We start from the raw sequence: 13,888 nt of genomic DNA, 5'->3' as shown, positions 1-13,888 counted from the left end.
CAAGGTTAAAGTTTGGCGGCAAGAAGATCTTCAAGTTTGCGCTGGTCGACGGCGAACAGGCGGATGCCTTCCGCCAGTTTTTCGACGGCCATTGCGTCCTGATTGTGCTCCCAGCGGAATTCCGCTTCGGTCATGGCTTTAGGTTTGGGGAGGACGGTTGATGTGGGCACCAGTTTGCGGATAACCGTCTCCTCTTTGTCCTGCAGCTCTTTAAGCAGGTTAGGGGAGATGGTCAGGCGGTCACAGCCTGCCAGGGCGAGGATCTGCTCGGTACGGCGGAAGCTGGCGCCCATCACGATGGTTTCGTAGCGGTGCTGTTTGTAATAGTCGTAGATATTACGCACCGATTTCACGCCCGGGTCCTCATCCACCACGTACGGATCCATCGGCTGTTTAGCCTGATACCAGTCATAGATTCGCCCGACGAACGGAGACACCAGGAAGACGCCGGCTTCGGCACAGGCGCGCGCCTGCGCAAAGGAGAACAGCAGCGTCAGGTTGCAATGGATCCCCTCTTTTTCCAGAACTTCCGCCGCGCGGATCCCTTCCCAGGTTGAGGCCAGCTTAATCAGAATGCGCGATTTATCGATGCCCTGCTCCTGGTAGAGCTCAACCAGGCGGCGGGCTTTCGTGATGCTCTTCTCCTGGTCGAAGGAGAGACGGGCGTCAACTTCGGTAGAGACGCGTCCCGGGATACTTTTCAGAATTTCCGCACCGAAATTAACGGCCAGCTTGTCGCTCGCTTCGGCGACCTGCTGCTCCTGTGTTTTACCGCGCTGTTTACCGTAGTCGATAGCGTCATCAATCAGATGACTAAAATGAGCAAGACCGGCCGCTTTGAGCAGCAGCGAAGGGTTAGTGGTCGCATCTTCGGGCTGATAGTGGCGAATCGACTCGATATCACCGCTGTCGGCGACCACGGTAGTGAATTGTTTGATGCCGTCTAGTTGGTTCATAAATAATTACTCCTTGGAAATAAAAGAGTTACTCGAGTGCGTTAGTTCACACTTCTGCAAAAATCATGATGGACTTAACAAAAAAGCATAGCAGACGGGGGAGGCATTGCTTTCTGAGACGGGTAACATGGCTGTTATAAATTGATAACAATTTTTATTCTGCAATGGTGAGAGTTTGGCAGCCTTCAAAGTTTATGTGGCTGCCTGCGGCGATACTAGGCGGCACACCAGGGTGTGCTTCAGGATCGCAAACGTCACCCTTTTGACCGATACGTGAAAGGAAAAATAAGATGGATGATCAGTTAAAACAGAGTGCTCTCGATTTCCATGAGTTCCCTGTCCCAGGTAAAATTCAGGTCTCCCCGACAAAACCGCTGGCGACTCAGCGCGATCTGGCGCTGGCCTACTCGCCCGGCGTCGCGGCGCCGTGCCTCGAAATCGAAAAAGATCCGCTGGCAGCCTATAAATACACCGCGCGTGGCAACCTGGTCGCCGTGATCTCTAACGGGACGGCGGTGCTGGGATTAGGCAATATTGGTGCGCTGGCCGGTAAGCCCGTGATGGAAGGCAAGGGTGTTCTGTTCAAGAAATTTGCCGGTATTGACGTGTTCGATATCGAAGTGGATGAGCTCGATCCTGATAAATTCATCAATGTGGTTGCCGCGCTGGAACCGACCTTTGGTGGGATCAACCTCGAAGACATCAAAGCGCCGGAATGTTTCTATATCGAGCAGAAACTGCGCGAGCGTATGAACATTCCCGTGTTCCATGATGACCAGCACGGTACCGCGATTATCAGCACCGCGGCCATTCTGAACGGTCTGCGTGTGGTTGAGAAAAATCTCTCTGACGTGCGTATGGTGGTCTCCGGCGCAGGTGCGGCGGCAATCGCCTGTATGAACCTGCTGGTGGCGCTGGGCATGCAGAAGCACAACATTGTGGTCTGCGACTCCAAAGGCGTTATCTACAAGGACCGTGAGCCGAACATGGCGGAAACCAAAGCGGCCTACGCGGTAGAAGATGACGGTAAACGCACGCTGGAGGACGTGATTGACGGCGCGGATATCTTCCTTGGCTGTTCAGGCCCGAAAGTGCTGACCCAGGAGATGGTGAAGAAAATGGCGCGTGCGCCAATGATTCTGGCGCTGGCAAACCCGGAACCGGAAATTCTGCCGCCGCTGGCAAAAGCCGTGCGTGAAGATGCCATTATCTGTACCGGTCGTTCCGATTACCCGAACCAGGTGAACAACGTTCTCTGCTTCCCGTTCATCTTCCGCGGGGCGCTGGACGTGGGCGCGACGGCGATCAACGAAGAGATGAAGCTCGCGGCCGTTCATGCCATTGCGGAACTGGCGCACGCCGAGCAGAGCGAAGTGGTCGCCTCGGCATATGGTGACCAGGATCTGAGCTTTGGCCCGGACTACATCATTCCAAAACCATTCGACCCGCGTCTGATTGTCAAAATCGCCCCGGCGGTTGCTAAGGCGGCAATGGACTCCGGCGTGGCGACGCGCCCCATCAAAGATTTCGATGCTTACGTCGATAAGCTCACCGAGTTTGTCTACAAAACCAACCTGTTTATGAAGCCCATTTTCTCCCAGGCGCGTGCCGACGCGAAACGCGTGGTGCTGGCGGAAGGGGAAGAGGCGCGCGTTCTGCATGCCACGCAGGAGCTGATCACCTTAGGTCTGGCGAAGCCAATCCTGATCGGTCGTCCGAGCGTTATCGAGATGCGTATTCAAAAGCTGGGGCTGCAGATCAAAGCGGGTGTGGATTTTGAGATCGTTAATAACGAATCCGATCCGCGCTTTAAAGAGTACTGGAACGAATACTACGCGATCATGAAACGTCGCGGGATCACCCAGGAGCAGGCGCAAAAGGCCGTGATCAGCAACACCACGGTGATCGGGGCGATCATGGTCCACCGCGGTGAAGCGGATGCGTTGATCTGCGGCACGATCGGTGATTACCACGAGCACTTCAGCGTGGTGCAGGAGATCTTCGGCTATCGCGAAGGGGTCCACACCGCCGGGGCGATGAACGCGCTGCTGCTGCCAAGCGGCAACACCTTTATTGCCGACACCTACGTTAACGACGATCCGAGCCCGGAAGAGCTGGCGGAGATCACCGTGATGGCGGCAGAAACCGTGCGTCGCTTTGGTATTGAACCGAAGGTGGCGCTGCTGTCGCACTCCAACTTCGGTTCGTCAAAATCAGCGGCGGCGTGCAAAATGCGCCAGACGCTGGAGCTGGTTCGTCAGCGTGCGCCGGAACTGATGATTGACGGCGAGATGCACGGTGATGCTGCGCTGGTAGAGAGCATTCGTAACGAACGCATGCCGGACAGCCCGCTGAAAGGTTCTGCAAACGTGCTGATTATGCCGAACGTGGAAGCGGCCCGCATCAGCTACAACCTGCTGCGTGTCTCCAGCTCTGAAGGGGTCACCGTAGGACCGGTGCTGATGGGCGTGGCGAAGCCAGTGCATGTGTTGACGCCGATTGCTTCGGTGCGTCGTATCGTGAATATGGTGGCACTGGCGGTGGTTGAAGCGCAGACGCAGCCGCTGTAAGCGCTGCGCCTGCCGGTATTACACCCAGTCCCGAATCGTAATAAAGTCTTTCAGGGCAGCCTCCGGGCTGCCTTCTTTTGGTTCGTAGCTGTACTCCCAGCGAATCAGCGGCGGCATTGACATCAAAATGGACTCCGTGCGCCCGCCGGTCTGCAGGCCAAACAGCGTGCCGCGATCCCATACCAGGTTGAACTCTACGTAGCGCCCACGGCGGTAAAGCTGGAACTCGCGCTCGCGCACGCCGTAGTCGGTATCTTTACGCCGCGCCACGATCGGCAGATAGGCCCCGGTATACCCTTCACCTACCGCCCGCATAAAGCTGAATGCGGTATCAAAATCTGGCGTGTTGAGATCGTCAAAGAACAGCCCGCCAATGCCGCGCTGCTCATCGCGGTGCTTCAGATAAAAATAGTCATCGCACCATTTTTTAAATTTCGGGTAGATGTCGTCCCCAAACGGCTGACAGAGATCGCGTGCGGTGGTGTGCCAGTGCACGGCATCTTCTTCAAACCCGTAGTAGGGCGTTAAGTCAAAACCGCCGCCAAACCACCAGACCGGATCGGCCCCGGGTTTTTCAGCAATGAAAAAGCGCACGTTGGCATGGCTGGTCGGCACATACGGGTTGTGCGGATGAACCACCAGCGATACGCCCATTGCTTCGAAGCTGCGGCCTGCCAGTTCTGGTCGATGGGCCGTGGCGGAAGCAGGCATCGCGTCTCCGTGGACGTGGGAAAAATTGACGCCAGCCTGCTCAAAGATGCCGCCGTTACGCAACACGCGGCTGCGTCCGCCGCCACCGGCTTCGCGCTGCCAGCTATCTTCCTGAAATTCACCGCCATCTGCGGCGGCCAGTTTCTGGCAAATCTCATCCTGCAGCTGCAGCAGGAATGTTTTTACCAGCTGTGCATTGGGTTTCATCAACGTTTCCTGGAGTGCGCTTTCTGGTTATCGAACCAGTTGAAGTAACTGATTATGCCTGAGGCGATGGCGTTGGCGATCTTCTGGCGAAACGCGGTGGTGCCGAGCAGGCGCTCCTCCTCCGGGTTGGTGATGAACGACGTCTCCACCAGCACGGACGGAATTGACGGCGACTTAAGCACCACGAACGCCGCCTGTTCGGTGCTCCTGCTGTGCAGGCGATGCACCGGTTTAATCTTCTTCAGAATATGCGAGCCGAGCGTCAGGCTGTTTTTAATGGTGTCCGTCTGAACGAGGTCAAACAGCACCTGCTGTAACAGATGATCTTTGTCGGTGGCTTTTTTCCCCGCAACCTCATCCGCCCGGTTTTCACGATCGGAGAGATATTTCGCCATGGCGCTACTCGCCCCACGGTTGGAGAGGGCGAACACCGAAGCTCCCGCCGCCGACGGGTTGGTAAAACCGTCCGCGTGAATCGACATAAACAGATCGGCACCGTGCTGGTGGGCGATCTCTACGCGGTCGTACAGCGGAATAAACGTGTCGCCAGAACGCGTCAGGCGGGCGTCAATGCCATTGCTGCGTAAAATTGCGCGCACATTTTTTGCAATCGCTAACACGACATGCTTTTCTTTCGCACCGTTTTTACCAATAGCGCCGGTATCAATTCCGCCGTGACCGGGGTCCAGCATGACCAGACGCTTCGCGCCCGGTTTTTTCGATTTCGGTTTACTGTGTCCGTTACTGGTTTTGAGCGTGCTCTCTTCTTTAGCCTGAGCCTGCTGTGCGATGCCCGTTAACGTTAAGGCCGCCAGCCCCGCTTTGAGAACCTGACGACGCGATGTGAGTGCTTTTAATGGTTTGAATGTGCTCATGCGGCCTGAATTGTAAAAATTGGGGTCCTGGTGTTATATCGTATCGTGATTAGCGTTACGACAGTCCTTATTGAGAATTGTTTTACTTTTCATTTCAATACGTGACAAAGTGACATTATGCCAAATTTTGGCGAGTTTTTCCCCGGTTATTGGCTAAACGCGATGTTCACGCCATAATCACTGTTTTTAAACCCGAAAAGGCGGTTAATACCATGGAGATACGCGTTTTTCGCCAGGAAGATTTCGAAGAGGTGATCACCCTTTGGGAGCGCTGCGATCTGCTGCGTCCGTGGAACGATCCGGAAATGGATATTGAACGTAAGTTGAATCACGACGTCAGTCTGTTTCTGGTGGCAGAAGTCAACGGCGAGGTGGTGGGAACAGTGATGGGCGGGTACGACGGCCATCGCGGCTCGGCCTATTATCTGGGCGTGCACCCGGAATTTCGTGCGCGCGGCATCGCCAATGCGCTGCTCAATCGGCTGGAAAAGAAACTGATTGCCCGCGGCTGCCCGAAGATTCAGATCATGGTGCGGGAAGATAACGACGTGGTGCTGGGCATGTATGAACGCCTGGGTTATGAACACGCGGACGTACTGAGCTTAGGTAAGCGCCTGATAGAAGATGAAGAGTACTGAGATCCATCCGGCAGATTATGATGCGCAAGGGCGTGTCAGGCTGCCCTTTTTGTTCTGGTGCGTTCTGCTGCTGCAGGCCCGTACCTGGGTGCTGTTTGTGATGGCCGCCGCGTCGCGCGGGCAGGGCGATACGCTTCTGACGCTCTTCTATCCCGATCACGATGCCTTCTGGCTCGGCTTGCTGCCGGGCGTGCCGGCGGTGGTGGCGTTTTTATGCAGCGGGCGACGGCATACGATCCCGCGCCTGTGGGGTGCGCTTCGCTGGCTGCTGATCCTCGCTCAGTTTGCGCTGCTCGTCTGGCAACCGGTGCTCTGGTGGGGTGGTGAACCGCTTACGGGGATCGGTATTGCGCTGCTCGTGGCGGATATCGTGGCGCTGCTGTGGCTGCTGACGAATCCCCGTCTTCACGCCTGTTTTACGCATCAGGAAGATTAACCTGGCACTTTTTGCCGATACCGCACTCCAACAAGCGTTGATTTAACACGTAAGGACGTTTCAATGAAATCGCTGCGTTTACTTTTATGCGCTCTCCCGCTGGCGTTAACCGGCTGTTCAACGCTCTCATCAATTAACTGGTCTGCGGCCTATCCGTGGAACTGGTTTGGCTCTTCAACGGAAGTGACCGAGCAGGGCGTGGGTAAAATTACCGCCGCGACGGCGCTGGATCAGGACGCCCTTCAGGATGCACTGGGTGGCGGTTATCGCCTGCGCAGCGGCATGAAAACAGAAAACGGCAATATCGTGCGTTATTTCGAAGCGCTGAAGGGTGACACGCTGGCGCTGGTGATTAACGGTGATAAAGGCACGGTAAACCGCATTGCTGTGATGGACGACGACATCCCAACCGAAAGCGGTGTGAAAGTGGGAACCCCGTTTAGCGAACTCTATAAACAGGCCTTCGGCAACTGCACCAGTGCCCCGTCTGACGACGGCGTGGCGGTGGAATGTAAAGCGCAGGGCAGCCAGCACATCAGCTATCTCTTCACCGGTACTTGGAGTGGTCCGGAAGGTTTAATGCCGTCTGACGACACGCTGAAAAGCTGGAAAGTGAGCAAAATTATCTGGAAGCAGTAATTTGCGCCTGGACAAACCGTCTCGCTGAAATACGGGTATAATAGCCGCCATCAATGCCACGCTGACGTGGCATCTTTATTTCAGGAGGAGCGATGTCTCAGGTTCAGAGTGGCATTTTGCCAGAACATTGCCGCGCGGCGATTTGGATTGAAGCCAATGTTAAAGGGGATGTGGATGCCCTGCGTGCGGCCAGTAAAGCGTTCGTTGATAAGCTGGCCACCTTCCAGGCCAAATTCCCGGACGCCCACCTGGGCGCGGTCGTTGCCTTTGGTCATAACGTCTGGCGTCAACTGAGCGGTGGCGAAGGCGCCGAAGAGCTGAAGGATTTTATCCCTTACGGTAAAGGCCTGGCACCCGCAACGCAGTTCGACGTGCTGATCCACATTCTCTCGCTGCGTCATGATGTGAACTTCTCCGTTGCCCAGGCGGCGGTTGCGGCTTTTGGTGACAGCATTGACGTTCAGGAAGAGATCCACGGTTTCCGTTGGGTGGAAGAACGCGACCTGAGCGGCTTCGTTGACGGAACTGAAAACCCGGCGGGTGAAGAGACGCGTCGTGAAGTGGCAATGATCAAAGACGGCGTCGACGCGGGCGGCAGCTATGTGTTCGTCCAGCGCTGGGAGCACAACCTCAAGCAGCTGAACCGCATGAGCGTGCATGACCAGGAGATGATGATTGGCCGTACGAAAGAGGCCAACGAAGAGATCGACGGCGATGCCCGTCCTGTCACCTCTCACCTGAGCCGCGTTGACCTCAAGGAAGACGGGAAAGGTCTGAAGATTGTTCGCCAGAGCCTGCCATACGGCACAGCAAGCGGTACCCACGGTCTTTACTTCTGTGCGTACTGCGCGCGCCTGCATAACATCGAACAGCAACTGCTGAGCATGTTTGGCGATACCGACGGCAAGCGTGACGCCATGCTGCGCTTCACCAAACCGGTGACCGGCGGCTACTACTTCGCTCCGTCCGTCGAGCGTCTGCTGGCGCTGTAAGTGCTTTCCAGCCTCTCCCGCACGGAGAGGCTGGGGTGCGGACCACGACGGGCTGCACCCTTATTCTCTTTTCTGCTTGTAAATCACCAAACGGTATATAAAACCGTTACTCCTTTCGTCCTCGTTATAAATATTATGACTATAAGATAGTCATCACATTTATAAGGGTGCGCAATGGCCGTTACTGTACTGAAAAAAGGATCGCTTGCACTGGCAGGTTTGCTGCTGGTGGCACAGGCGCAGGCTACTGAGCTGCTGAACAGTTCGTATGATGTTTCCCGCGAGCTGTTTGCCGCCCTTAACCCACCGTTTGAACAGCAGTGGGCGAAAGACAACAACGGCGACAAGCTGACCATTAAACAGTCACACGCAGGGTCGTCCAAGCAGGCGCTGGCCATTCTCCAGGGGCTGAAAGCGGATGTGGTGACCTATAACCAGGTCACTGACGTGCAGATCCTGCACGACAAAGGCAAGCTGATCGCCGCTGACTGGCAGAGTCGTTTGCCGAACAACAGCTCGCCGTTCTACTCCACCATGGGTTTCCTGGTGCGTAAGGGCAACCCGAAAAATATCCACGACTGGAATGACCTGGTGCGTTCCGACGTGAAGCTGATTTTCCCGAATCCAAAAACCTCCGGTAACGCGCGCTATACCTATCTGGCAGCGTGGGGCGCGGCGGACAAAGCTGACGGTAACGATAAAGCGAAAACCGAGCAGTTCATGACCCAGTTCCTGAAAAACGTCGAGGTGTTTGATACCGGCGGTCGCGGCGCGACCACGACCTTTGCAGAGCGCGGCCTGGGCGATGTGCTGATCAGCTTTGAGTCGGAAGTGAATAATATCCGCAAACAGTACGAGGCGCAGGGTTTCGAGGTCGTTATCCCGAAAACCAATATCCTCGCCGAGTTCCCGGTAGCGTGGGTAGATAAAAACGTGCAGTCCAACGGCACAGAGAAAGCGGCAAAAGCTTACCTCAACTACCTGTACAGCCCACAGGCGCAGACGATCATTACCGATTACTACTACCGCGTGAATAACCCGGATGTGATGAACAAACTGAAGGATAAATTCCCGCAGACCGAGCTGTTCCGCATGGAAGACCATTTCGGCTCCTGGCCTGATGTTATGAAAACGCATTTTGCCAGCGGCGGTGAGTTAGACAAATTGCTGGCGGCGGGGCGTAAGTAATGTTTGCAGTCTCTACCAGACGTGTGCTGCCGGGCTTTACCTTAAGCCTCGGGACCAGCCTGCTGTTCGTCTGCCTGATCTTATTGTTGCCGCTTAGCGCGCTGGTGATGCAGCTTGCGCAAATGAGCTGGGCGCAGTACTGGGAAGTGATAACCAACCCGCAGGTCGTCGCAGCCTATAAGGTGACGCTGCTGTCGGCGTTTGTGGCGTCCATTTTTAACGGGGCCTTTGGCCTGCTGATGGCGTGGATCTTAACCCGCTACCGTTTCCCGGGCCGTACGCTGCTCGACGCGTTAATGGACCTGCCGTTTGCGCTGCCGACGGCGGTGGCGGGGTTAACCCTTGCCTCGCTCTTTTCCGTGAACGGGTTTTACGGTGAGTGGCTGGCGAAGCTTGATATCAAAGTGACCTATACCTGGCTCGGTATCGCGGTCGCGATGGCGTTTACCAGCATTCCTTTTGTTGTACGCACCGTGCAGCCAGTACTCGAAGAGTTAGGCCCTGAATACGAAGAAGCAGCGGAAACGCTGGGTGCCACGCGCTGGCAGAGCTTCCGCAAGGTCGTCCTGCCTGAGCTTTCTCCGGCGCTGCTGGCCGGTATCGCGCTGTCGTTTACCCGTAGCCTCGGTGAGTTCGGCGCGGTTATTTTCATTGCCGGGAACATTGCGTGGAAAACCGAAGTCACCTCGCTGATGATTTTTATCCGCTTGCAGGAGTTTGATTACCCGGCGGCGAGCGCGATTGCCTCGGTCATTCTTGCCGCATCGCTGCTGCTGCTCTACTCAATTAACACTCTGCAAAGTCGCTTTGGTCGACGCGTGGTAGGTCACTGATGGCGGAAGTTACTCAATTGAAGCGATACGATGCTCCCCGTATCAACTGGGGAAAATGGTTTCTGATTGGTACGGGCGTGCTGGTGTCCGCCTTCATTCTCGTCGTGCCGACGATTTATATTTTTGTTCAGGCGTTCAGCAAGGGGTTGATGCCCGCGCTGGAAAACCTGGCGAACCCGGATATGCTGCACGCCATCTGGCTGACCGTCCTGATTGCGCTTATCACGGTGCCGGTCAACCTGGTGTTCGGTACGCTGCTGGCTTGGCTGGTAACGCGCTTTAACTTCCCGGGACGTCAGCTGCTGCTGACCCTGCTGGATATCCCGTTTGCCGTGTCGCCGGTAGTGGCCGGTCTGGTTTATCTGCTCTTCTACGGCTCTAACGGCCCGCTGGGCGGCTGGCTGGATGAGCATAACCTGCAGGTCATGTTCGCCTGGCCGGGCATGGTGCTGGTCACGGTGTTTGTAACCTGTCCGTTTGTGGTGCGCGAACTGGTCCCGGTGATGTTAAGCCAGGGCAGCAACGAAGATGAAGCGGCAATTCTGCTGGGCGCATCCGGCTGGCAGATGTTCCGCCGCGTGACGCTGCCGAATATTCGCTGGGCGCTGCTCTACGGCGTCGTGCTGACCAATGCCCGCGCCATTGGCGAGTTCGGTGCAGTTTCGGTCGTCTCGGGCTCCATCCGCGGCGAAACGCTGTCGTTACCGTTACAGATTGAATTACTGGAACAGGACTACAACACCGTCGGTTCCTTTACTGCCGCAGCGTTACTGACGCTGATGGCGATTTTGACCCTGTTTTTGAAGAGTGTGGTGCAGTGGCGTTTAGAGAACCAGGAAAAACGTCAGCACCAGGAGGGAAATCATGAGCATTGAGATTGCCAATATTAAGAAGTCTTTTGGTCGCACCCAGGTGCTGAATGATATCTCGCTGGATATCCCTTCCGGACAAATGGTGGCACTGCTCGGGCCGTCTGGCTCGGGTAAAACCACGCTGCTGCGCATTATCGCCGGGCTTGAGCATCAGACCAGCGGACATATTCGTTTTCACGGTACCGACGTAAGCCGTTTTCACGCCCGCGACCGTAAAGTGGGCTTTGTGTTCCAGCATTACGCGCTGTTCCGCCATATGACCGTGTTCGATAACATCGCTTTCGGTCTGACCGTCCTGCCTCGCCGCGAGCGTCCGGATGCGGCCACCATCAAAGCGAAAGTGACCAAACTGCTGGAGATGGTACAGCTTGCGCATCTGGCTGACCGCTTCCCGGCGCAGCTTTCCGGCGGCCAGAAGCAGCGCGTCGCGCTGGCGCGGGCCCTGGCCGTTGAGCCGCAAATTCTGCTGCTGGATGAGCCGTTTGGCGCGCTGGATGCGCAGGTGCGTAAAGAGTTACGCCGCTGGCTGCGTCAGCTGCATGAAGAGCTGAAATTCACCAGCGTCTTCGTCACCCACGATCAGGAAGAGGCGATGGAAGTCGCGGACCGCGTGGTGGTGATGAGCCAGGGGAACATCGAACAGGTTGATGAGCCAGAGCAGCTCTGGCGTGAACCGGCAACCCGATTTGTCCTCGAGTTTATGGGTGAAGTTAACCGGCTGCAGGGCACCATCCGCGGTGGGCAATTCCACGTGGGTGCACACCGCTGGCCGCTGGGATACACCTCCGCACATCAGGGGCCGGTCGATCTGTTCCTGCGTCCCTGGGAAGTGGACGTGAGCCGCCGGACGAGTCTGGATTCACCGCTGCCGGTGCAGGTGCTGGAAGCTAGCCCTAAAGGGCACTACACCCAATTGGTGGTACAGCCGCTGGGCTGGTATACCGAGCCGTTGACGGTGGTGATGCGTGATGACGAGCCGCCGTACCGTGGCGAACGCCTGTTTGTTGGGCTGCAGCATGCCCGTATTTATCACGGCAATGAGCGCATAGAGACGCGCGAGGATATTGCTCTGGCGGAGTCAGCCTGATAGGTTAATGACACGTAGTTTGACCGGAGGCGCTGCGCTTAGCCGGTCTGGAATATGATCTCCGTATGCCCGGAGCGCTGCGCGCCACCGGGCTTTTTATTGGACAGCGATCTTGAACACATTAGAACACACCATCGGCAACACCCCTCTGGTCAAACTTCAGCGCATGGGGCCGGACAACGGCAGCGAAATCTGGGTCAAACTCGAAGGCAATAACCCTGCCGGTTCGGTGAAGGACCGGGCTGCGTTGTCCATGATTGTGCAGGCCGAAAAACGCGGTGAAATTCAGCCCGGCGACGTGCTGATTGAAGCCACCAGCGGTAACACCGGTATTGCGCTGGCGATGATTGCCGCGCTGAAAGGCTATCGCATGACGTTGCTGATGCCCGATAACATGAGCCAGGAGCGCCGTGCGGCGATGCGTGCCTATGGTGCCGAACTGATTCTGGTCTCTAAAGAAGAGGGGATGGAAGGGGCGCGCGACCTGGCGCTAGCCATGGCCGAACGCGGTGAAGGCAAACTGCTCGATCAGTTTAATAACCCGGATAACCCGTACGCTCACTACACCACTACCGGTCCGGAAATCTGGCAGCAGACCAACGGGCGCATCACTCATTTCGTCTCCAGCATGGGCACGACAGGGACCATTACCGGCGTATCCCGTTTTCTGCGCGAGCAGGAAAAGGTGGTAACGATTGTGGGTCTGCAGCCGGAAGAGGGGAGCAGCATACCGGGTATTCGCCGCTGGCCGGCGGAATACATGCCGGGCATTTATAACGCCCAGTTGGTGGATCAGGTGCTGGATATTCATCAACGCGAGGCGGAGAATACGATGCGTGAACTGGCCGTGCGTGAAGGTATCTTCTGCGGGGTCAGCTCGGGTGGCGCGGTAGCGGGAGCATTGCGTGTTGCGCAGGCACATCCCGGGGCTGTCGTGGTGGCGATTATCTGCGACCGCGGCGATCGCTATCTTTCTACCGGCGTCTTTGGTGAAGAGAGTTATACGCAGGGGGCGGGGATTTAAGCGTCATGGAGATGATTTTATTCCGGGATAACACCCGGGCGCAGCAAACCGATATTGTCGCGGTACAGTCGCAGGTGGTTTACGGCAGCGTGGGGAACAGCATTGCGGTGCCGAACATTCGTACCCACCGGCTGACTGTCACCGCCGTGCCGACCGTGCTGTTCAGCAACACGCCGCATTACGATACCTTTTACGGTGGCGTGATCCCCGATGAGTGGTTCAGCGGGTATCTTAAGGCGCTGGAAGAGCGCGAGATCCTGCGCGAGCTTAAAGCCGTTACCACGGGCTACATGGGCAGCGCCAGCCAGATAAAATGCCTGGCGCAGTGGCTCACCGCGATCAAAGCGCAGCATCCTGACCTGCTGGTGTTGGTTGACCCCGTTATTGGCGATATTGACAGTGGGATGTATGTGAAAACTGATATCCCTGAAGCGTATCGGGAGTACCTTCTGCCACTGGCGCAGGGGATCACGCCTAACGTCTTTGAGCTGGAAGTGCTAAGCGGTAAACCGTGTCGTACGCCTGAAAGTGCCATAGCGGCAGCGCAGGGGTTACTTTCCGACACGCTGAAATGGGTGGCCATCACCAGTGCGCCGGTGGCGGACGATCCGGAGAATATTCACGTGGTGCTGGTTACCCGAGACGGTGTCACCGTCAGTGCGCATCCGCGTGTTGAAACGGACCTGAAAGGCACGGGCGACCTCTTCTGTTCAGAGCTGGTGAGCGGGATCGTTGAGGGCAAAACCGTTGCCGATGCGATTCGCATGGCTGGAGACCGCGTCACAGATGTGATGATTTATACGCAGTCGAAAGGCTATGACGAGCTTATCCTGCCTGCATAAACAAAAATGGCGCCCGAA

14 protein-coding genes are annotated in these 13,888 nt (G+C 56.5%); 11 read left to right on the top strand and 3 right to left on the bottom strand.

The window, feature by feature from the left end; genetic code table 11:
• Positions 1-5: 5 nt before the first annotated feature.
• Complete coding sequence (gene tal, locus HV340_RS16170) at positions 6-956, bottom strand: transaldolase (protein ID WP_014171101.1); 951 nt, start codon at positions 954-956, stop codon at positions 6-8.
• 290 nt (positions 957-1,246) lie between these two features.
• Between tal and maeB the strand changes: the two genes are divergently transcribed.
• Entirely contained in the window at positions 1,247-3,526 is a 2,280-nt protein-coding gene (gene maeB, locus HV340_RS16165) for an NADP-dependent oxaloacetate-decarboxylating malate dehydrogenase (protein WP_014171100.1), read from the top strand.
• Between the two features lie 18 nt (positions 3,527-3,544).
• Here the strand turns inward: maeB and hemF are convergent, their stop codons facing one another.
• Positions 3,545-4,444, bottom strand: coding sequence for an oxygen-dependent coproporphyrinogen oxidase (gene hemF / locus HV340_RS16160; RefSeq protein WP_181216093.1), 900 nt, complete (start codon positions 4,442-4,444; stop codon positions 3,545-3,547).
• Positions 4,444-5,319 (bottom strand): N-acetylmuramoyl-L-alanine amidase AmiA, encoded by an 876-nt coding sequence (gene amiA, locus HV340_RS16155; protein WP_014171098.1) that lies wholly within the window; start codon positions 5,317-5,319, stop codon positions 4,444-4,446. The genes hemF and amiA overlap by 1 nt, the downstream gene beginning before the upstream one ends.
• Before the next feature lie 212 nt (positions 5,320-5,531).
• Here amiA and HV340_RS16150 point away from each other — a divergent pair, with 212 nt between their 5' ends.
• From HV340_RS16150 to pdxK, 10 genes are all read left to right on the top strand, one after another.
• On the top strand, positions 5,532-5,957 hold the full coding sequence (locus tag HV340_RS16150; RefSeq protein WP_020883079.1) for a GNAT family acetyltransferase: 426 nt from the start codon (positions 5,532-5,534) through the stop codon (positions 5,955-5,957).
• Entirely contained in the window at positions 5,944-6,393 is a 450-nt protein-coding gene (locus tag HV340_RS16145; protein WP_063924719.1) for a DUF2919 domain-containing protein, read from the top strand. The genes HV340_RS16150 and HV340_RS16145 overlap by 14 nt, the downstream gene beginning before the upstream one ends.
• Before the next feature lie 63 nt (positions 6,394-6,456).
• Positions 6,457-7,032, top strand: coding sequence for an RpoE-regulated lipoprotein (locus HV340_RS16140; RefSeq protein WP_020883081.1), 576 nt, complete (start codon positions 6,457-6,459; stop codon positions 7,030-7,032).
• A 92-nt stretch (positions 7,033-7,124) separates the two neighbouring features.
• Entirely contained in the window at positions 7,125-8,024 is a 900-nt protein-coding gene (locus HV340_RS16135) for a Dyp-type peroxidase (RefSeq protein ID WP_063924720.1), read from the top strand.
• A gap of 174 nt (positions 8,025-8,198) precedes the next feature.
• Complete coding sequence (locus HV340_RS16130) at positions 8,199-9,212, top strand: sulfate ABC transporter substrate-binding protein (protein WP_063924721.1); 1,014 nt, start codon at positions 8,199-8,201, stop codon at positions 9,210-9,212.
• A complete protein-coding gene (gene cysT, locus HV340_RS16125; RefSeq protein ID WP_020883084.1) occupies positions 9,212-10,045 on the top strand; it encodes a sulfate/thiosulfate ABC transporter permease CysT in 834 nt (277 codons plus the stop codon). Before HV340_RS16130 ends, cysT begins: the two co-directional genes overlap by 1 nt.
• Positions 10,045-10,920 (top strand): sulfate/thiosulfate ABC transporter permease CysW, encoded by an 876-nt coding sequence (gene cysW, locus HV340_RS16120; protein WP_020883085.1) that lies wholly within the window; start codon positions 10,045-10,047, stop codon positions 10,918-10,920. Before cysT ends, cysW begins: the two co-directional genes overlap by 1 nt.
• Complete coding sequence (cysA, locus tag HV340_RS16115) at positions 10,910-12,004, top strand: sulfate/thiosulfate ABC transporter ATP-binding protein CysA (RefSeq protein ID WP_181216092.1); 1,095 nt, start codon at positions 10,910-10,912, stop codon at positions 12,002-12,004. The genes cysW and cysA overlap by 11 nt, the downstream gene beginning before the upstream one ends.
• A gap of 112 nt (positions 12,005-12,116) precedes the next feature.
• Entirely contained in the window at positions 12,117-13,028 is a 912-nt protein-coding gene (cysM, locus tag HV340_RS16110; protein WP_059306643.1) for a cysteine synthase CysM, read from the top strand.
• A gap of 5 nt (positions 13,029-13,033) precedes the next feature.
• Complete coding sequence (pdxK, locus tag HV340_RS16105; RefSeq protein WP_059306642.1) at positions 13,034-13,870, top strand: pyridoxine/pyridoxal/pyridoxamine kinase; 837 nt, start codon at positions 13,034-13,036, stop codon at positions 13,868-13,870.
• The last annotated feature ends 18 nt before the right edge of the window (positions 13,871-13,888 follow it).

The sequence above is a fragment of the Enterobacter sp. RHBSTW-00975 genome (genome assembly GCF_013615235.1).
Classification (GTDB): Bacteria; Pseudomonadota; Gammaproteobacteria; order Enterobacterales; family Enterobacteriaceae; genus Enterobacter; species Enterobacter ludwigii.
Note: the sequence above shows the minus strand (reverse complement) of the source record. Positions and strands in the feature narration are given on the sequence as shown.

Coding starts and splice junctions, on each gene's coding strand:
- HV340_RS16130 (WP_063924721.1), top strand. CDS start 8,199: ATGGCCGTTACTGTACTGAAAAAAGGATCGCTTGCACTGGCAGGTTTG.
- HV340_RS16150 (WP_020883079.1), top strand. CDS start 5,532: ATGGAGATACGCGTTTTTCGCCAGGAAGATTTCGAAGAGGTGATCACC.
- tal (WP_014171101.1), bottom strand. CDS start 956: ATGAACCAACTAGACGGCATCAAACAATTCACTACCGTGGTCGCCGAC.
- amiA (WP_014171098.1), bottom strand. CDS start 5,319: ATGAGCACATTCAAACCATTAAAAGCACTCACATCGCGTCGTCAGGTT.
- HV340_RS16135 (WP_063924720.1), top strand. CDS start 7,125: ATGTCTCAGGTTCAGAGTGGCATTTTGCCAGAACATTGCCGCGCGGCG.
- pdxK (WP_059306642.1), top strand. CDS start 13,034: ATGGAGATGATTTTATTCCGGGATAACACCCGGGCGCAGCAAACCGAT.
- cysA (WP_181216092.1), top strand. CDS start 10,910: ATGAGCATTGAGATTGCCAATATTAAGAAGTCTTTTGGTCGCACCCAG.
- HV340_RS16140 (WP_020883081.1), top strand. CDS start 6,457: ATGAAATCGCTGCGTTTACTTTTATGCGCTCTCCCGCTGGCGTTAACC.
- cysT (WP_020883084.1), top strand. CDS start 9,212: ATGTTTGCAGTCTCTACCAGACGTGTGCTGCCGGGCTTTACCTTAAGC.
- hemF (WP_181216093.1), bottom strand. CDS start 4,444: ATGAAACCCAATGCACAGCTGGTAAAAACATTCCTGCTGCAGCTGCAG.
- HV340_RS16145 (WP_063924719.1), top strand. CDS start 5,944: ATGAAGAGTACTGAGATCCATCCGGCAGATTATGATGCGCAAGGGCGT.
- maeB (WP_014171100.1), top strand. CDS start 1,247: ATGGATGATCAGTTAAAACAGAGTGCTCTCGATTTCCATGAGTTCCCT.
- cysW (WP_020883085.1), top strand. CDS start 10,045: ATGGCGGAAGTTACTCAATTGAAGCGATACGATGCTCCCCGTATCAAC.